14 protein-coding genes are annotated in these 18,620 nt (G+C 65.1%); 9 read left to right on the forward strand and 5 right to left on the reverse strand.

Going from position 1 to position 18,620, the window contains the following annotated elements:
* Positions 1-2: 2 nt before the first annotated feature.
* From ccmE to LCM4577_RS21245, 3 genes are read left to right on the forward strand one after another with little or no spacing between them, the layout of a single operon-like run.
* Positions 3-446 (forward strand): cytochrome c maturation protein CcmE, encoded by a 444-nt coding sequence (gene ccmE, locus LCM4577_RS21235; protein WP_071073282.1) that lies wholly within the window; start codon positions 3-5, stop codon positions 444-446.
* Positions 446-2,431, forward strand: a complete 1,986-nt coding sequence (locus LCM4577_RS21240; protein ID WP_071073284.1) for a heme lyase CcmF/NrfE family subunit — start codon at positions 446-448, stop codon at positions 2,429-2,431. Before ccmE ends, LCM4577_RS21240 begins: the two co-directional genes overlap by 1 nt.
* Positions 2,428-2,892: a cytochrome c-type biogenesis protein gene (locus tag LCM4577_RS21245; protein ID WP_071073286.1), complete on the forward strand. Its 465-nt coding sequence runs from the start codon at positions 2,428-2,430 to the stop codon at positions 2,890-2,892. Before LCM4577_RS21240 ends, LCM4577_RS21245 begins: the two co-directional genes overlap by 4 nt.
* Here LCM4577_RS21245 and LCM4577_RS21250 read toward each other — a convergent pair.
* Both LCM4577_RS21250 and LCM4577_RS21255 read right to left on the reverse strand, forming a co-directional pair.
* On the reverse strand, positions 2,889-3,197 hold the full coding sequence (locus tag LCM4577_RS21250; protein WP_082048795.1) for a type II toxin-antitoxin system RelE/ParE family toxin: 309 nt from the start codon (positions 3,195-3,197) through the stop codon (positions 2,889-2,891). The two genes, LCM4577_RS21245 and LCM4577_RS21250, sit on opposite strands and share 4 nt — an antisense overlap.
* The gene (locus tag LCM4577_RS21255) at positions 3,194-3,463 is read right to left on the reverse strand and encodes a CopG family ribbon-helix-helix protein (RefSeq protein WP_040991430.1); all 270 of its coding nucleotides are present in this window, start codon (positions 3,461-3,463) and stop codon (positions 3,194-3,196) included. The genes LCM4577_RS21250 and LCM4577_RS21255 overlap by 4 nt, the downstream gene beginning before the upstream one ends.
* 223 nt (positions 3,464-3,686) lie before the next feature.
* Here LCM4577_RS21255 and LCM4577_RS21260 point away from each other — a divergent pair, with 223 nt between their 5' ends.
* From LCM4577_RS21260 to LCM4577_RS21275, 4 genes are all read left to right on the forward strand, one after another.
* Complete coding sequence (locus LCM4577_RS21260) at positions 3,687-5,237, forward strand: Do family serine endopeptidase (RefSeq protein WP_040991370.1); 1,551 nt, start codon at positions 3,687-3,689, stop codon at positions 5,235-5,237.
* 203 nt (positions 5,238-5,440) lie between these two features.
* Complete coding sequence (locus tag LCM4577_RS21265) at positions 5,441-6,115, forward strand: response regulator transcription factor (protein ID WP_071035632.1); 675 nt, start codon at positions 5,441-5,443, stop codon at positions 6,113-6,115.
* An 8-nt stretch (positions 6,116-6,123) separates the two neighbouring features.
* Positions 6,124-7,605 carry a HAMP domain-containing sensor histidine kinase gene (locus tag LCM4577_RS21270; RefSeq protein WP_071073288.1) on the forward strand — a complete coding sequence of 494 codons (1,482 nt, stop codon included), beginning with the start codon at positions 6,124-6,126 and terminating at the stop codon, positions 7,603-7,605.
* Between the two features lie 115 nt (positions 7,606-7,720).
* Positions 7,721-10,684 (forward strand): bifunctional [glutamine synthetase] adenylyltransferase/[glutamine synthetase]-adenylyl-L-tyrosine phosphorylase, encoded by a 2,964-nt coding sequence (locus LCM4577_RS21275; protein WP_071073290.1) that lies wholly within the window; start codon positions 7,721-7,723, stop codon positions 10,682-10,684.
* A 216-nt stretch (positions 10,685-10,900) separates the two neighbouring features.
* Here LCM4577_RS21275 and LCM4577_RS21280 read toward each other — a convergent pair whose 3' ends face one another.
* Complete coding sequence (locus LCM4577_RS21280; RefSeq protein WP_071073292.1) at positions 10,901-13,222, reverse strand: PAS domain-containing sensor histidine kinase; 2,322 nt, start codon at positions 13,220-13,222, stop codon at positions 10,901-10,903.
* Positions 13,223-13,395: 173 nt separating this feature from the next.
* A complete protein-coding gene (gene pepN / locus LCM4577_RS21285) occupies positions 13,396-16,041 on the reverse strand; it encodes an aminopeptidase N (RefSeq protein ID WP_071073294.1) in 2,646 nt (881 codons plus the stop codon).
* Positions 16,042-16,196: 155 nt separating this feature from the next.
* Between pepN and LCM4577_RS21290 the strand changes: the two genes are divergently transcribed.
* A complete protein-coding gene (locus LCM4577_RS21290) occupies positions 16,197-17,144 on the forward strand; it encodes a DMT family transporter (protein ID WP_071073296.1) in 948 nt (315 codons plus the stop codon).
* Between the two features lie 3 nt (positions 17,145-17,147).
* Here LCM4577_RS21290 and LCM4577_RS21295 read toward each other — a convergent pair whose 3' ends face one another.
* Entirely contained in the window at positions 17,148-17,960 is an 813-nt protein-coding gene (locus LCM4577_RS21295) for a helix-turn-helix domain-containing protein (RefSeq protein WP_071073298.1), read from the reverse strand.
* A 135-nt stretch (positions 17,961-18,095) separates the two neighbouring features.
* On the opposite strand from LCM4577_RS21295, the gene LCM4577_RS21300 reads away from it, so the two are divergent.
* The coding region (locus LCM4577_RS21300; protein WP_131803496.1) for a transposase at positions 18,096-18,620 on the forward strand (525 nt) is incomplete at its 3' end.

Consider the following 18,620-nt stretch of genomic DNA (forward strand, 5'->3'; position numbering starts at 1 on the left):
CAATGACGCGCAAGCAGAAGCGGTTGTCGGTGATCGTGGCGGGCCTGGCTTTCCTCGGGGCCGCCTCGGGACTCACCTTCTACGCGCTCGGCCAGAAGGCGTCCTATTTCTACATGCCGGCCGAACTGGCCACGGCAAGCCTCCAGCCTGGACAGCGCATCCGTCTTGGCGGCCTCGTCGAGAGCGGCACCGTGATGCGCGGCAACGGCGCAACCGTCGCTTTCTCGGTTACCGACACGCAGAAGTCGGTCAAGGTGACCTACACCGGTATCCTGCCCGATCTCTTCCGCGAGGGGCAGGGGGTCATAACCGAAGGCGCTTTCGGCCCGGATGGCGTTTTCGTCGCCGACAGCGTTCTGGCCAAGCATGACGAGCGCTATATGCCGAAGGAAGTCGCCGACGGGCTCAAGGCCAAGGGCGTCTGGGTGGAAAGCAAGAGCCAATAATGGTTGAGACCGGACATTTCGCCCTCGTGCTCGCCTTTGCGCTGTCGCTGGTGCAGATGCTGGTGCCGCTGGTCGGCGCCCGCACCGGCAACCAGCGGCTGATGGCGGTCGGCGGTCCAGTGACCGTCACCGGCTTCGCGCTCACCGCTCTGTCCTTCGCGGCCCTTGCGGGCGCCTATGCCGGTTCGGACTTCTCGGTGGCGAACGTGTGGGAGAATTCCCATTCGCTGCAGCCGATGATCTACAAGATCACCGGCACCTGGGGAAACCACGAAGGCTCGATGCTGCTGTGGGTGCTGATCCTGACCTTCTTCGGCACGCTTGTCGCCGTCTTTGGCAACAATTTGCCGGCAACGCTCAAGGCCAATGTGCTGGCCGTGCAGGGCATGATCGGCGCCGCCTTCTTCCTGTTCATCCTGGCGACGTCCAACCCTTTCATGCGCCTCAATCCGGCGCCGATCGAGGGCCGCGACCTCAACCCGATCCTGCAGGATCTCGGCCTCGCCATCCACCCGCCGATGCTCTATCTCGGCTATGTCGGCTTCTCGATCTGCTTTTCCTTCTCGGTCGCGGCGCTGATTGAGGGGCGCATTGACGCCTCCTGGGCGCGTTGGGTGCGGCCGTGGACGCTGGTCGCCTGGATGTTCCTCACCGGCGGCATCGCTATGGGTTCCTACTGGGCCTATTACGAGCTCGGCTGGGGCGGCTTCTGGTTCTGGGATCCGGTCGAGAACGCCTCCTTCATGCCCTGGCTCGCGGGCACCGCGCTGCTTCATTCGGCCATCGTCATGGAGAAGCGCTCGGCGCTGAAGATCTGGACGCTGCTCTTGGCCATCCTCACCTTCTCGCTGTCGCTGCTCGGCACCTTCCTGGTGCGTTCCGGCGTGCTTACCTCGGTGCACGCCTTCGCCACCGATCCGGCGCGCGGCGTCTTCATCCTGTGCATCCTGACTTTGTTCATCGGCGGCTCGCTGACGCTGTTTGCGCTGCGCGCTTCGCAACTGACGGCGGGCGGTCTATTCCATCCGATCTCGCGCGAGGGCGCGCTGGTGCTGAACAACCTGTTCCTCACCACCGCCACGGCAACGGTGCTGGTCGGCACGCTCTACCCGCTGGCGCTCGAGGCGCTGACCGGCGGCAAGATCTCTGTCGGCGCCCCCTTCTTCGACCTGACCTTCGGCCCGCTGATGCTGCCGCTGCTTGCGATCGTGCCGTTCGGCCCGCTGCTCGCCTGGAAGCGCGGCGACGTCATTGCCGCCTCGCAGCGGCTGATGGCGGCTTTCGCGCTGGCGATCGCCGCGATGCTGGTCACCGGCCTGTTCATCGACGGTGCCTCCGTGTTCGCCGCCCTCGGCGTCGGCCTCGCCGTCTGGCTGGTCGCCGGCGCGCTGACCGACCTTGCCGTCAAATCCGGTTTCGGATCCGTGGCGCCGGCCGCCGTGCTTCGCCGCTTCGCCGGCCTGCCGCGCTCGGTCTTCGGCACGGCGCTTGCCCATCTCGGCCTTGGGCTGACCTTGCTCGGCATCGTCGGCACACTCTGCTTCGGCACGGAGAAGATCCTCACCATGCGTGCCGGCGAAACGGTGGAGCTCTCCGGCCACACGCTGCGCTTCGAGGGGCTCGTCCCACAGAAGGGTCCGAACTTCACCGAGGATCGCGGCCGCTTCCTTCTTATGAACTCCGACGGCAACGCCGATGGCGCGATCACATCGGCCAAACGTTTCTACCCGGCGCGCCAGATGGTGACGACCGAGTCCGGCATCAGGACGCTGGGCTTGAGCCAGCTCTATCTGTCGCTCGGCGACGAGAACAATGACGGCTCCGTCGTCGTGCGCCTCTGGTGGAAGCCGCTGGTGACGCTGATCTGGGGAGGCGGGCTGGTGATGATGGCGGGCGCCGCCATGTCGCTGCTCGACCGCCGCCTGCGTGTCGGCGCGCCGGCGAGGCGGCGCAAGCCGGCCGGCGCCTTGGCGACCCCGACATGAGGTTGAGATTTTCGCTCGCCTCGCTGGTCCTGCTGCTGGCTCTCGCCTTTGCCGGCGCGGCGCAGGCGGTGAAACCCGATGAAGTGTTGCAGGACCCGGCGCTGGAGGCGAGGGCGCGTGCGCTGTCGGAAGGCCTGCGCTGCATGGTCTGCCAGAACCAGTCGATCGACGAATCCGACGCCGATCTTGCCCGCGACCTGCGTGTCCTCGTGCGCCAGCGGCTGGTGGCCGGCGACACCGACCAACAGGTGATGGACTATATCGTCTCGCGCTATGGCGAATTCGTCCTGCTCAAGCCGCGCTTCAGCCTGCGCAACGCGCTTTTGTGGGGCACGCCGGTGCTTCTGCTTCTGGCCGGCGGCCTGTTCATCGTGCTTGGTGCCCGCTCGCGCCGCCCGGCACCGGACAGCACTCTCAGTGCCGAGGAGAAGTCGGCGCTCGACAAGATGTTAGGCGATTAGTCCGGCCATTCCTCGGCTGGCCAATCGCGTGACGTATGAATAACGCGCAGAATGACAACGCTCTCACGACCTGCGACTGGCCGCAGTGCGTAGGCCACGACGTAGGGTAGGCGTCCGACGGGCTTTTCATAAGTCCCGGCCACGCGACCTGGTCGACCCGTTGCCATGTCGCCAAGATTTTGACCCGTGGCACGAATTCGATCCGCAACGCGTTTGGCTGCGGCCGGATTATCGCGCGCGATGAAGGCGACCTGCTGTTTGAAGTCGTCGAGAGCTTCTCGTGACCAGCGAACGGCCCGCTTCACGCCTTACCCGCGCGCTTGACTTCCGCTGCCTCGATTATCGCGTCGAGCTCGAGCATGGCTTCATCGTGGGACACGAGACGGTCTGCCTTAGCGTCCGCCAAGCCACGTTTGATACCTTCGATGATCTCGAGTTCCCGATCGACATAGTCCGAAACCGCTTCGGCCGCGAGAAAGGACTTACTGCGTCTTGTATCGGCGGCGATCCGCTCGAGTTTCTGTTTGGTTTCGGACGAGACTCGGATTGTCATGGTGGTGCTTGCTGTCATGAAGAAAGCCTTATGATTAGTTGTGTACACCATAGCACATATGGCCACCATTCCCAAGGGAGGGAATGAAGCGAAGTGACGTAGAATCCAAACGACGAGCGGTCAGCCAACATTACAAAACTTTCATGTACCGGAAATGGCGCCGTAATGTGCGGCTCTCTAATCCTCTTGCCCGAGGATGCTTCGCCTGAGCGCATCCCTTCGAAAGAGGAAACGAAATCCCATGAATATTGCCCCCAATTCATATTCCCGCACCCGAAAGCGCCTGATGGCCGCCGTCGCTTCCCTGGCCGTTGTCGGCACGGTCGGCGCGGGCATGCTCGCAACCGGCACCGCCCCCGTGCTGGCCGACGCCGTGCGCGTCGAAGCCCCGCAGATGCCGAGTTTCGCTGATGTCGTCGAGCACGTCTCTCCGGCGGTCGTCAGCGTCAAGGTCAAGGCCAAGATCCAGCCGACCGCCGATGACGGCTCCGACGATCAGGACGGTTTCGACAACCTGCCCGACAACCCGCAGCTGCGCCGCTTCTTCAAGGAATTCCGCGGCTTCGGCGACCAGGGCGGCCAGTTCGGCATGCGTCGCTTCAATCACCGCGACCACGGCAATGGCCAGCCGCGTCCGATCGCTCAAGGGTCGGGCTTCTTCATCTCCGAGGACGGCTATCTCGTCACCAACAACCATGTCGTGTCGGAAGGCTCCGATTTCAGTGTCGTCACCAATGACGGCAAGGAGCTCGACGCCAAGCTGATCGGCACCGATCCGCGCACCGATCTTGCCGTGCTCAAGGTCGATGGCGGCGGCAACAAGTTCACCTATGTCGACTTCGCCGACGATTCCAAGGTCCGCATCGGTGACTGGGTGGTTGCGGTCGGCAATCCGTTCGGCCTTGGCGGCACCGTCACCGCCGGCATCGTCTCGGCCCGCGGCCGTGACATCGGCGCCGGCCCCTATGACGACTTCATCCAGATCGACGCTTCGGTCAACCGCGGCAATTCGGGCGGCCCGACCTTCAACCTCAACGGCCAGGTGATCGGCATCAACACTGCCATCTTCTCGCCCTCGGGCGGCAGCGTTGGCATCGCCTTCGACATCCCGGCCTCGACCGCCAAGCAGGTCGTCCAGGATCTGATGAAGAGCGGCTCGGTCCAGCGCGGCTGGCTCGGCGTCGAGATCCAGCCGGTCACCTCCGACATCGCCGAGTCGCTCGGCCTGAAGTCGGACAAGGGCGCGCTGGTGTCGAGCGCCCAGGATGGCGGGCCGGGCAAGAAGGCGGGCATCGTCGCCGGCGACGTCATCACCCAGGTCGACGGCAAGGATGTAGCCTCGCCGAAGGAACTCGCCCGCATGATCGGCGCGTTCGCGCCGGGCAAATCGGTCGACGTCACCGTCTGGCGCAACGGCAAGGACGAGACGGTCAAGGTCGATCTCGGCACGCTGCCCGCGAGCGACAAGCAGGCCTCGAACGACGACAACAACAAGCAGTCGGCGCCGGCCGCTAAGCCCGACACGCTTGCCGATCTCGGCCTGACCGTCACCAAAGCGGAAAAGGGCAAGGGCCTCGTGGTAACCGACGTCGATCCCGACAGCGACGCGGCCGATCGCGGTATCCAGCCCGGCGACGTCATCACCTCGATCAATTCGAACGAGGTGAACACGACCGACGACGTCTCCAAGGCGATGACCGATGCCGCCAAGGCCGGCCGCAAGGCCGTGCTGATGCAGATCACCCGCGACGACTCGAACCGCTTCGTGGCGCTGCCGGTCGGCAAGGGCTGATCTTTAGGATCTCGACTTTTCCCTGCGGCGGTATCAACACCCCCGAGCCGCCGCCGGGAAAACATGGGGCCGAGCACGTAAGTCAGTCACCGTGTTTCGCTCCTGGCGGCAGCGGGTTTCCCATCACCCGCTGCCGCTTTAACTTGAAGGCATGAAGAATGGCTGCCTCTCAACCTTTCAGTGAAATCGCGTATAACGGTCCCATGAAGATTCTCGTCATGGAAGACGATCGCGAGGCGGCGGATTACTTGCAGAAAGCCTTTGCCGAGGCGGGCCACACCGCCCATGTCGCTGGCGACGGCGAGACCGGCTTCGCGCTCGCCGATGCCGGCGACTATGACGTGATGGTGGTCGACCGCCTGATGCCGCGCCGCGACGGCCTGTCGGTGATCGCCGCCCTTCGCTCGCGCGGCAACACCACGCCGGTGCTGATCCTGTCCGCGCTGGGCGAGGTCGACGACCGCGTCACCGGCTTGCGCGCCGGCGGCGACGATTATCTCACCAAGCCCTACGCCTTTTCCGAATTGCTCGCCCGCGTCGAGGTGCTGAACCGTCGCGGCAGCGCGCGCGAGTCCGAGACCGTCTACCGGGTCGGCGATCTCGAGCTCGATCGGCTGTCGCATTCGGTCAAGCGTGCCGGCCGTGAGATCACGCTGCAGCCGCGCGAGTTCCGCCTGCTCGAATATCTGATGCGCCATGCCGGCCAGGTGGTCACGCGCACCATGCTCCTGGAAAATGTCTGGGACTACCATTTCGACCCGCAGACCAATGTCATCGATGTCCATGTCTCGCGCCTGCGCGGCAAGATCGAAAAGGGATTCGACAAGCCGATCCTGCACACGATCCGCGGCGCCGGCTACATGCTGAAGGGTGGGTAAAGCCGATCATGGCTCTTTCCCTGCCGGCCATCATGAAGACGACGGCGGCCCGGCTCTCGGCGCTTTATCTTCTGCTTTTCGCCCTCTGCGCGGTGCTGCTCGTCCTCTACATGACGTCGCTGTCGGCGCGCATGCTGACCGCGCAGACGCAGGAGACCATCAATGACGAGGTGCTGGGCCTTGCCCAAGCCTACCAGCGCGGCGGCCTGCCGGTGCTGGTGCGCGTCGTCGAGGCCCGTTCGCGCCAGCCCGGCGCCAATCTCTATCTGATCGCCGATGCCAACGGCCAGATCCTCACCGGCAACGTGCAGAGTCTGGAGCCCGGGGTGATCGAGACCGAGGGCTGGACGACCGAGCCCTTTTCCTACCAGCGCTTCGGCGAGGGTGAGCTCGACCGGCTGCGCAGCGGAGCGACCGACCAGCCCGCGCCGCAGGCCGGCGACGGCGCCAACGCTCCCCAGTCGACAGGAGAGGAGGGCCATAACGCCATCGCGCTGGTGCTGAGGTTGCCTAACCAGATGATCATGCTGGTCGGCCGCGACCTCGGCGAGCCGGAGCGCTTCCGCGCCGTCATCAGCCGTGCGCTGACACTGGCGCTCGGCATGATGGGGCTCGGTGGCATCCTGATCTGGTTCTTTGTCGGACGCGCGGCGCTCAAGCGCATCGACAGCGTCTCGGACGCAAGCCGCCGCATCATGGGCGGCGATCTCAGCGGACGTCTGCCGGTCACCGGCGCCGGCGACGAATTCGACCGCCTGTCGGAAAACCTCAATTCGATGCTGGCGAGGATCGCCATGCTGAACGAGGGGCTGAAGCAGGTCTCCGACAACATCGCCCATGATCTCAAGACGCCGCTGACCAGGCTTCGCAACCGCGCCGAGGCGACGCTCGCCGGCAGGCACAAGACGCAGGATTACCGTCAGGCGCTGGAAGGCGCGATCGCGGAATCCGACCAGCTCATCAAGACGTTCAACGCCATCTTGATGATCTCGCGCCTGGAGGCCGGCTATTCCTCGGAACAGACCGGCCCCGTCGATCTCGCGGCCACGGTGAGCGATGTCGTCGAGCTCTACGAGCCGGTGGCGGAGGAAGCCGGCGTCGCGCTGGAAACGACCGTGGCCGAGGCCTTCACGATCAACGGCAACCGCGAGCTGATCGGTCAGGCGCTTTCCAACATCGTCGACAACGCCATCAAATACTCGACCGACGCCGCCGAGGCGCCGAAAGTGCGTGTGGCGTTGGAGCGCCTCGGCAACGAAATCAAGCTTACCGTCACCGACAATGGCCACGGCATTCCCGACGATGCCGATCGCGCCCGCGCCACAGAGCGTTTCGTGCGCCTGGAAAAGAGCCGCTCGCAGCCGGGCTCGGGTCTCGGCCTCAGCCTGGCCAAGGCAATCATGACTTTCCACAACGGAAGGCTTGATCTTTTACCCGCCAATCCCGGATTGTCCGTGGTCATGAGTTTCCCGTCGCGGGAGGCGCATTGAAGCAGGTCGCGTGAAAAGGGATTCACGCGACCTGCTTCAGGTTTTTTGATTTAAGTATGTGTTTGTCCCGAATCCGGGCCCACTTTCGGGAGACATGCTTTGATGGCGCGGGTAAATGGCGAAGAAGAAAATCGAATCCGAGTTCCGGCTTAGCCCGACACTGGCGCTCCGCCCCCTGGACGCGGAGCATGCCCGGCGTGAACTGTCGGAAATCGCCGATGCCGCCGAGGAGGAGGGGCTTTCCCGCCTCGCTGCGTTCCTGGCGGGCGAGGGGCCGCTGCAGCACCTGCTGGCGGCCGTCTTCGACCTCTCGCCCTTTCTTCGCGATGTCGCGCGCCGTCGGCCGGCGATCCTTGACACGCTGTTCGACCAGACGATCGAAGCGCGGCTCGATGCCATAGGCGAGGCGATCGGCGGCGCGGCCAGGGCGGAAGACGCCTCGGAAACCAGCCTGATGATGGCGCTCAGGCAATGGAAGACCGAAGCGCATTTCCTGATCGCGCTGGCCGATCTTTCAGGCGAGGCGGAGACCTCCGCGACGGTGCGCCGGCTCAGCGATCTTGCCGATGGCTGCGCATGCGCCGCCGTCGATTTCCTGCTGCTCGACGCGGACCGCCAAGGCAAGCTCAAGCTGCCGCATCCGGCGGAACCGGCGAGGGATTCGGGCTGGATCCTGCTCGGCATGGGCAAGCTCGGCGCGCATGAGCTGAACTTTTCCTCCGATATTGATCTTGTCGTCTTCTTCGATCCCGAAGCGCCGGCCGTCATCGATCCGCTCGACGCGACCGAATTGTTCTCGCGGCTCACGCGTCGTCTCGTGCGCATCCTGCAGGACCGTACCGAGCACGGTTATGTCTTCCGCACCGATCTGAGGCTCCGCCCCGATCCCGGCTCGACGCCCCTGGCGATCCCTGTCGAGGCAGCGCTTCGTTATTACGAGGCGCGCGGCCAGAATTGGGAGCGCGCCGCAATGATCAAGGCGCGGCCGGTTGCCGGCGACCTTGCCGCGGGCGCCGCCTTCCTCAAGGAATTGCAGCCCTATGTCTGGCGCAAATACATGGACTATGCGGCGATCGCCGACGTCCATTCGATCAAGCGCCAGATCCATGCCCATAAGGGCCATGGCGAGATCGCGGTGAAGGGCCATAACGTCAAGCTCGGCCGTGGCGGCATCCGCGAGATCGAGTTCTTCGTCCAGACCCAGCAGCTCATCGCCGGCGGCCGCTTCCCGGAACTGCGCGGCCGCGAGACGGTGCCGATGCTTGCAGCGCTCGCCGCGCGCGGCTGGATCACCACCGACGCGCGCGATGCGCTCACCCGGCAATACTGGTTCCTACGCCGCGTCGAGCACGCCGTCCAGATGGTGGCGGACGAACAGACGCACATCCTGCCCGAGGAAGACGAGGAACTGAAACGCATCGCACTGATGCTGGGTTTTGCCGGCGAGGCGGAATTCACGCAGGCCTTCCGCGCCTCGCTGCAGCAGGTCGAGCGCCATTATGCGGCGCTGTTCGAGACAGCGCCCGAGCTTTCGGCGGGCGTCGGCAATCTGGTCTTCACCGGCGATGTCGACGATCCCGACACGCTGCAGACGCTGCATGGCCTGGGCTTCCAGCGGCCAAGCGACATCTGCCGCGTCATCCGCGGCTGGCATTTCGGCCGCTACCGCGTCACCCAGTCGGCGGAGGCGCGCGAGCGCCTGACCGAACTGACCCCGGCGCTGCTCAAGGCCTTCGGCCAGACGCGGCGCGCCGACGAGGCGCTGATGCGCTTCGACGAGTTCCTCGCCGGCCTGCCGGCGGGCATCCAGCTTTTCTCGCTGCTGCAGTCGAACCCGGCGCTCCTCAAGCTGATGGCGACCATCATGGGGGCCGCGCCGCGGCTGGCGGCCATCATCACGCGCCGTCCGCATGTCTTCGATGGCCTGCTCGACCCGGCGCTGCTCACCGAATTGCCGGACCGCGCCTATCTCTCGGCCCGGCTTGCCGCATTCATCGAAGGCGACCGCGCCTATGAAGATGTGCTCGACCGCCTGCGCATCTTCGCCTCCGAGCAGAAATTCCTGATCGGCGTGCGCCTGCTTGCCGGCTCGATCGATCCGGCGCGCGCCGGCCGCGCCTTCTCCGATCTTGCCGATCTTACCATCGAGGCGGCACTTCAAGCGGTGATCGCCGAGTTCGCGCAGCGCCACGGCGAGGTCGCCGGGGGCAGGGTGGCCTTGCTCGGCATGGGCAAGCTCGGCAGCCGCGAGCTCACCGCCGGCTCCGACGTCGATCTCATCCTGCTCTACGACCATGACGCGGATGCCGAGGACTCGAACGGCGAGAAGCCGCTGGCGCCCTCGCATTATTATGCCCGCATGACGCAGCGCCTGATCGCCGCCGTCTCGGCGCCGACCGCCGAAGGCGTGCTCTACGAGCTAGACCTGCGCCTGCGCCCCTCCGGCAACAAAGGACCGGTCGCCACCCATATCGACGCGTTCAAGAAGTATCAGCGCCAGGACGCCTGGACCTGGGAGCACATGGCGCTGGCACGGGCTCGCGCCATCGGCGGCGATGCCGAGCTCTGCGCCGAGCTCGAGACGGAAGTGGCGGCGGTGCTGACGCAGCCACGCGATGCCGCCAAGGTGAAAGCCGAAGCCTCGGAGATGCGGGCGCTGATCGAGAAGGAGAAGCAGCCGCGCGACCTCTGGGACATCAAGCTGATCCCGGGCGGGCTCATCGATCTCGAATTCATCGCCCAGGTTGCGGTCATCACCGGCAATGTCGAGGCCGGCCGCCGGGTCACCGCGACGGCCGACATTCTGGCGCGGCTGGCCCCCGGTTTCGCAGGCGGCGATATCCGTGAAGAACTAGGCGAAGCCTACCGGCTCTATCTGGCGCTGACCCAGATGATCAGGCTGTGCCTCACCGGCGAGTTCCAGCGCGACGATGTCCCGCCGGGGCTCTCGGATCTGTTGCTGGCGGTCACCGACCTGCCGGATTTCGCTGTGTTGGAGGCGCATCTCAAGGAGACGTCGCGGAAGGTCAGGCGGAACTTCGACCATCTGCTTCGCGCGGGGGCACGGCTAAACCCCTAGATTAACTCGCGCCTCATTCCTTCGCGCCCCCCTCTGTCCTGCCGGACATCTCCCCCACAAGGGGGGAGATTGGCAGCGTCGGCGCCTCGCTCATTCCTACGGCGCTGGAGATTGGCGAAAGCCGGCGCGACATCTGATCTCCCCCCAAGTGGGGGAGATGTCCGGCAGGACAGAGGGGGGCGCTGTCCCGCCAGCGTCTCAAATTGAAGCCGCAAATTAAGCCGCCGCCTTCACCACAGCTGGCGCCTTCTTCAGCGGAATGCGCACCGACACGATGGTACCGACGCCTTCGGTCGAGCGGATCTTCAGCGCGCCGCCCTGCAGCTCGGCCAGCGAGCGCGAGATGGCGAGCCCGAGGCCCGAGCCGGTGTGGTTCTTGGAGAACTGGTTCTGCACCTGCTCGAACGGTCGGCCGAGCTTGCCCAGCGCATGCTTGGGGATGCCGCAGCCATTGTCCTCGATGGTTAGCAGCAGGGCGCCGGAGGTGTTGCGCGCCCTGACCGTGATCTTGCCACCCTGGCCGGTGAACTTCACCGCATTGGAGAGCAGGTTGATGGCGATCTGCTTGATCGCGCGGCGGTCGGCGTAGACCCGCATCGTATCGGCGATGCGGGTCTCGACATTGATCGACTTTTCCGCCGCCTGCAGCGAGATCACTCGCACCGTCTCCTTGATCAGCGGACAGAGGTCGATCTCCTCGCGGTCGAGCGAGAACTGGCCGGCCTCGATCTTCGACATGTCGAGGATGTCGTTGATGACGCCGAGCAGGTATTTGCCGCTGCCGTTGATGTCGGTTGCATATTCCTCGTAGCGCTCGGAGCCGAGCGGCCCGAACAGGCCTTGCTGCATCAGCTCGGAGAAGCCGATGATGGCGTTGAGCGGCGTGCGCAGCTCATGCGACATGTTGGCAAGGAACTCCGATTTAGCGCGATTGGCCGCCTCGGCGCGCTCGGTTTCCTTCATGTACTTGCGGTTGAGCTCGACCAGCTCGCTCGCGCGTTCCTCCTCGGCGCGCCGCGCAAGGCTGAGATCGTGGATCGTCGCCATCAGCCGGCGCTCGCTGTCGACCAGCTTTTCCTGGTGCAGCTTGATCTGGGTGATGTCGGAGCCGACCGAGACGATGCCGCCGTCGCGGGTCCTGAGCTCGTTGACCTGCAGCCAGCGGCCGTCTGCGAGTTGGCGTTCGAAGCTGACGCCGCCCTTCGGCCCGTTGGCATTGGCGAGCCTGCGCTCCGAGGCGAAGGCCAGCATCCGCTCCTCCACCGCTTCGCGGAGAATGCCGGGCACGACGTCGCGGTCCGAAAGCCCGTTGTCCTTCTGGAACTTCGAATTGCACATGATCAGCCGCTCGGCGGCGTCCCATAGCACGAAGGATTCGTTGATGTTCTCGATCGCGGTCCTGAGCCGCATGTCCGCCGCTTCCGAGCGCAGCGCCAGGTGCCGCTGCTCGGTGACGTCGACGGCGATGCCGATCAGTTGGATCTCCGGCGCTTCCGGATCGATCACCTGGGCGCGGGCCCGCATCCACACCCATTGTCCGTCGGCGTGGCGCATGCGGAAAACCTGGTCGATATGATCGATCTCGCGCTCGACGATGCGGTTGGCGAGTTCGAACAGGTCGCCGTCGTCCGGATGGATGATCTCGTCGACTTCGCCGAAGGAAAGCATCGTATCGCAGGGCTCGTAGCCCAGCATGTCATACATCGAGCGCGACCAGTACATCTTGCCGCGCACCATGTCCCAGTCCCACAGCCCGCAACGGCCGCGCACCAACGCCATGTCGATGCGTTGATGCGCCTCGAGATAGATGCGGTCCGCGGCCTGGGCGCGCGCCGCCTGGCCGAAATAGGCGTAGAGGATGACGATCAGCACGCCCGCAGTCAGCACGAACAGCGTGACGTTGAGCGACATCGACTTGCGCCAGCTGTCGAACACCGCTTCCTGCGGCACCAGCACGGCCGCGGCATGCTTGCGGTCACCGCTGAGGCTGACGGCGGCAAACCAGTCCTGTCCCGAGATGCTGACATCCATCACGCCGGCGCGGTCGCCGAACATGAACAGCGGCTGGCCGCCCAGCACGAGACTGTCCAGCGTGCGGCCCTGCCAGCCCGTCGACAGCGGCGAGACGGCGATGACCTTGAAGTTGGCGTCGGTGATGGCGAGCACATGGGCGCGGCTCATGGCGCCCTGGCGGCCGATGTTTTCCAGGAGGCTTATGGCGTTGGCGCCGGCCGCTGTGGGGTCGGCGGTGACGGCCTGCGCCATCTGGCCGGCGCCGAGCGCCAGCACCGCCTTCGCGTCGCGCTCGATCTCGTCATGCTCGTTCATCAGCGACAGGAAGCGCAGCGCGGCGATGACGATCAGGAAGATGATGATCAGCGCCGGGATCGAACGGCGCAGCAGCGGCTCGGCGGCTAGGAGCCGCTGATAGGCGGGTTCGGCGATCAGGCGCATGTTGCCGGCAAGTCCATCGTTCCTTGCCTTGCGACGCGCAAAAGCCTTCCCTCCGGGCGCGCCCCACGCGTCCGCCTTGGCCATAAATGGCACTCCCCGATCTGCCGTATACTGGATGATCCGGATACGCCGCACGCCCGAATCGCCATTAAAGAATCAAAGGTGATTCGCCTTGTCCAGAGGCGCGCGCGAAAAAGATTAAAAGTTAATTGAAATTTGCCTTTTTCCTTCTCCCACAAGGGAAGAAGGAAAGAGCGCTAAGCCAGCGTGCGCTCCACGATATCGCGCAAATCCGCCGACAGGTTCTCGGCCTTGGCCATATCGAGCAGCGTTTGCTTGGCCTTGGCTTGCCGCCCTGGCTCCAGCGAGCGCCAGGATCTGAGCGCGGTGGCCAGACGCGCCGCCACTTGCGGGTTGCGCTTCTCGACCTGCAGCACCGTCTCGGCGAACAGGCGATAGCCTTCGCCGTCGGGGCGGTGGAAGCCGGTCTGGTTGGCGCTGGAGAAGGTGYCGATCAGCGAACGCACCCGGTTCGGGTTGGCGATCGAGAAGGCCGGATGCCGCATCAGCGCGCGCACCTTGTCGACGGTCCTCGCGCCGGGCACGCCGGCCTGGATCTGGAACCATTTGTCGAGCACCAGCGCGTCGCCGCGATAGCGCGCTTCGAAGGCCGCCAGCGCCTCTTCGGCCTCGGCCGTGCCCGAATGACGATGCGCCAGCACGGCCAGCGCCGCGGCGCGGTCTGTCATATTGGTGGCGGCGTTGAAGTGCCACGCGGCAAGGGTGGCGCCTTCCGGCAGCAGCGAAAGATAGTCGAGCAGGATGTTGCGCAAGGCTCTGCGTCCGGCGCTCGCGGCATCGGGGCTGAACGGACCCTTGTCGACAAGGCTGTCATAGAGTGCCGAAAAGGCCGCGCGATTTGCTTCGGCGATCGCCCGCGCCAGCGCCTCGCGTGCGGCGAAGATGGCGTCGGGGTCGATGCCCTTGCCAATGTCACGGGCAATGTCCGCTTCGCCGGGTAGCGCCAGCGCCAAGGCCCGATATGCCGGCTCAAGCGTCTCGTCGCCGGCGATCCTGCCGGCGAGCTCGGCGAGGCGCCCTGCGAAGGCCGGCTGCTTGCCGCCGAGGATCTGGCGGAAGCCTGCGATAAGCGCGTCGGTCAAAAGCGTGTTGAACGCCTGCCAGCGCGAGAAGGCGTCGCTGTCATGCGCCGCCAGGAAGAACTGGTCGTCGGCCTTCTGCTGCACCGAAAGCGTGATCGGCGCCGAGAAGCCGCGGTTGAGCGATACCGAGGGCCGCTCCGAGATGCCAGAGAAGCGCACCGTGTGCCGGCGCTTGCGGATATGGATGACGCCGTCATCCACCGTTGCGCCCTCGACCGAGTCCCAAGCGACAGGCTTGCCGTCGGCGCCGACAAGTCCGAACGCAAGGGGAATATGCATCAGCCGCTTACGGCTTTCAGACGGCGTCGGCGGCACCGACTGCTCGATCTCCAGCGTGAACTCCTTGGCGGCGGCATTGTGCGCGGAGCTCACCGTCAGGTTCGGCGTGCCCGCCTGATGATACCAGAGCGCGAATTGCGCGAGGTCTCGCCCCGAGACGTCCTCGAACACCTTCAAAAAGTCCTCGATCGTCGCCGCCTCGCCGTCGTGCCGCTCGAAATAGAGGTCCATGCCGGCGCGGAAGGTCTCCGGCCCAAGGATGGTGCGGATCATGCGCACCACTTCCGAGCCCTTCTCGTAGACCGTCGCCGTGTAGAAGTTGTTGATCTCGCGGTAGCGCCGCGGCCTGACCGGATGGGCCAGCGGCCCCTGGTCTTCCGGGAACTGATGCGCRCGCAGCGTGCGCACCTCGGCGATGCGCTTCACCGCCCGCGAGCGCTGGTCGGCGGAGAACTCGTGGTCGCGGTAAACGGTCAAGCCTTCCTTCAGGCAGAGCTGGAACCAGTCGCGGCAAGTGATTCTGTTGCCGGTCCAATTGTGGAAATACTCATGCGCGATGATCGCCTCGATATTGGCGAAGTCGGCATCCGTCGCGGTCTCCTCGTCGGCCAGCACATATTTGTCGTTGAAGACGTTGAGGCCCTTGTTCTCCATCGCGCCCATGTTGAAGTCGGACACGGCGACGATGTTGAAGACGTCGAGGTCGTATTCGCGGCCGAAGGCGTCCTCGTCCCATTTCATCGAGCGCTTCAGCGCGTCCATCGCATAGCCGGCAAGCCGCTCCTTGCCGGGCTCCACATAGATGCCGAGCTCGACCTCGCGGCCGGACATGGTGGTGAAGCTGCCCGCCACCTTGCCGAGCGCGCCCGCCACAAGCGCGAAAAGGTAGGAGGGTTTGGGGAAGGGGTCGTGCCAGATCGCGTAGTGCCGGCCGTTGGCGAGCGCGCCGCGCTCGACGGGATTGCCGTTGGAGAGCAGCAGCGGCGCCTCGTTGTGCGGGGCCTCGATGCGCACCGTATAGACCGACAGGATGTCGGGGCGGTCGAGGAAATAGGTGATGCGGCGAAAGCCCTCGGCCTCGCATTGCGTGCAATAGACGTTGTTGGAGCGATAGAGGCCCATCAGCGCCTCGTTGCGCGAAGGCGCGATCTCGGTCTCCAGGCGAAGCTCGAAGCGCCGTGTCGCCGGCGGCTTCAGGATTGTCAGCCGGTCCGGCGTCGCCTCGTAATCGCTGGCCGACAGCGCCTGCCCGTCTATCGCCACGCCAAGCAGCATCAGTCCGTCGCCGTCGAGCACCAGCGGCGCCGGCGCGGCGACGCCCTCGCGTCGTTCGATTGTAAGCAGCGCGGTCACATGGGTCGCGTCCGGCGACAGGCGGAAGTCCAGGCTGGTCGCGGGGATGAGATAGTCGCTGGCGCGATAGTCTTCGAGCTTGAAGACATGGCCGGTATCGGTGCGCATTCCTTGGGCTTTTCCTGTCGGTTTCGGGCGGAGAGCCAGCTTGGCTGGTCCAAGAATTTTGAGGTGCGCGCTCTTTACACGAAACGGCCACTCGACAAAACTGCGCAAAGGCTTCATTTGCGGCTTCGTTTTTCCGACCATCCTTACGAGGCAAGATGACCGTCGATCATGCCGTCGGCCACAACACGCTGCGCGGCATTACGTTGAAGATCGTCTCGGTGACGGTTTTCGTCGGCATGCAGACCTGCATCAAGGCGGCCGGCGACGTGCCCGCCGGACAGATCGTCTTCTTCCGCTCCTTCTTCGCCATCTTCCCGATCATCGCCTTCCTCGCCTTCAAGGGTGAGCTGGCCACCGCATTCACGACTAGGCGGCCGTTCAACCACGTCGCGCGCGGCGTCGTCGGCCTCGGCGCCATGGGGCTCGGCTTCTTCGCATTGACCAGGCTGCCGCTGCCGGAAGCGATCACGCTGAACTACGCCCAGCCGTTGCTGGTCGTGGTGTTCTCCTCGGTATTCCTCGGCGAGACGATCCGCGTCTACCGTTGGAGCGCGGTTGCCGTCGGTCTTGCCGGTGTGCTGGTCATCTCCTGGCCGGAACTGACGCTGCTCAATTCCGATGAGGGCCTCGACGACCAGGAGGTGTTGGGCGTCATGGCCGCGCTGATCGCCGCCGCGATCTCGGCGGTCGCCATGCTTCTGGTGCGCAATCTCGTCCAGACCGAGAAGACGGCGACCATCGTTTTATGGTTCTCCTCGACGGCTTCGGTGTTGTCGCTCTTTACGTTGCCCTTTGGCTGGCAGGCGCTGACACCGATGCAGGCCGCGCTCCTTGTTTTTGCCGGCTTCTGCGGCGGGCTCGGCCAAATCCTGATGACGGCGGCCTACCGCCATGCCGAGGCTTCCGTCGTGGCGCCCTTCGAATACACCTCGATGATCCTCGGTGTCGTCGTCGGCTATCTCGTCTTCGGCGACGTGACCTCGCTCAACACGCTCGTCGGCGGCGTGATCGTGGTTGCCGCCGGCATCTTCATCATCTGGCGCGAGCGCCAGCTCGGCCTGGAGCGCACGCGCACCAGGACGGCCGCGCCGCCGCAGGGGTGAAGGCTACGAGGCCGGCGCCCGTTCCTTCGCCAGCCGCACGAGCACCGCTCGGGTCTGCTCGTCGACCGGGAAGAAGGATTCGATCGCCAGCTCCGACAGAGTGACATCGAGCGGCGTGCCGAACACGGTGATGGTGCTGATGAAGGACAGCACCGTATCGCCATGCGCGAGCCGCAGCGGATGCACGATGCCGCTTGGTTCTACCGGCGCCGGACGGCTGCTCTTCAGGCCGGACGGATAGGTGCGCAACTCCCGCTCCAGCTCGATCAGCACCGGGTCGCCGGTGGCGTCGTTCTGGTGTTTCAGCCGCTCCAGCAGATGCGCGCGCCACTCCGCCAGATTGACGATGCGCGGCGCCACGCCGCCGGGATGCAGGCTGAGCCGCAGCACATTGACCGGTGGCGTAAGCAGGGATCCCTCGGAAATGTCGGCAAGGAACGGGGCGATCGCGGTGTTTGCGGAAACGAGGTTCCAGTGCCGGTCCACCGCCAGCGCCGGGAACGGCTCGTGGCCCTTGAGCACGGTTTCGACCGCGGTCAGCGCCGGCGCCAGCGTGGCGTCGGTGAGCGGCTTTTCGCTGAAGCTCGGTGCGAAACCCGCGGCGAGCAGAAGCTGGTTGCGCTGGCGCAGCGGGATCGACAGTTGCTCGGCCAGATGCAGCACCATCTCGCGCGACGGCTGCGCGCGGCCGCTTTCGACGAACGAAAGATGCCGCTGCGAGATGTCGGCTTCCATGGCGAGATCGAGCTGGCTCATGCGCCGCCGCGTGCGCCACTCGCGGATCAGGCTGCCGGCGGAGGGTTCGGATGCGCTCATGGGGGGATGAGTAGGGTGGCGAGCGGAGTAATTCAATTACCTGGGAGGTTATAGCTCCACCTTCTCCCCTTGTGAGGGCTTTGCACAGAATCGGATCAGTGATTCCATGCGGATATCCGGCAAGGAGGATTCGCGATGGTCGATCGAGTGCTTGGTCAGTTGAGCCTGGCGGACGGTTTTGCGGCGGCGGATGAGACGATCTTCGACCTGATAGCGAAGGAACTGGACTGGGCGCCGATCCGAACCTTGCTTGGTCAGCGCAGCGGTCCCGGCTCCGGCAACAMCAGCTATCCGGCCGAACCGCTGCTGCGCTGTCTCTTGCTGGGCGTGTGGCATGGGCTGAGCGATCCAGYACTGGAGGCGCAAATTCGGGACCGGCTGTCGTTCCGCCGCTTTGCCGGCTTCAGYCTTTCGGACCGCACGCCCGATCATTCGACGCTGTGGCGTTTTCGCGATGAGCTGACGCGCGAGCGGCTGATCGACAAGGTGTTTGAGGAGATCAACCGTCAGTTGGAGGGCAAGGGCCTGATCGTCAAGCGCGGCACCTTGGTCGACGCCACGTTCCTGCAGGCGCGCGGCCGGCCGACCAAGCAGCCGAAGAAGGGCCACCAGGGGCCGATCAAGCCCTCGGCCGATCCGGATGCGCGCTGGGGCAAGAAG

Source organism: Mesorhizobium sp. LCM 4577 (assembly GCF_001854795.2).
Lineage (GTDB): Bacteria > Pseudomonadota > Alphaproteobacteria > Rhizobiales > Rhizobiaceae > Mesorhizobium > Mesorhizobium plurifarium.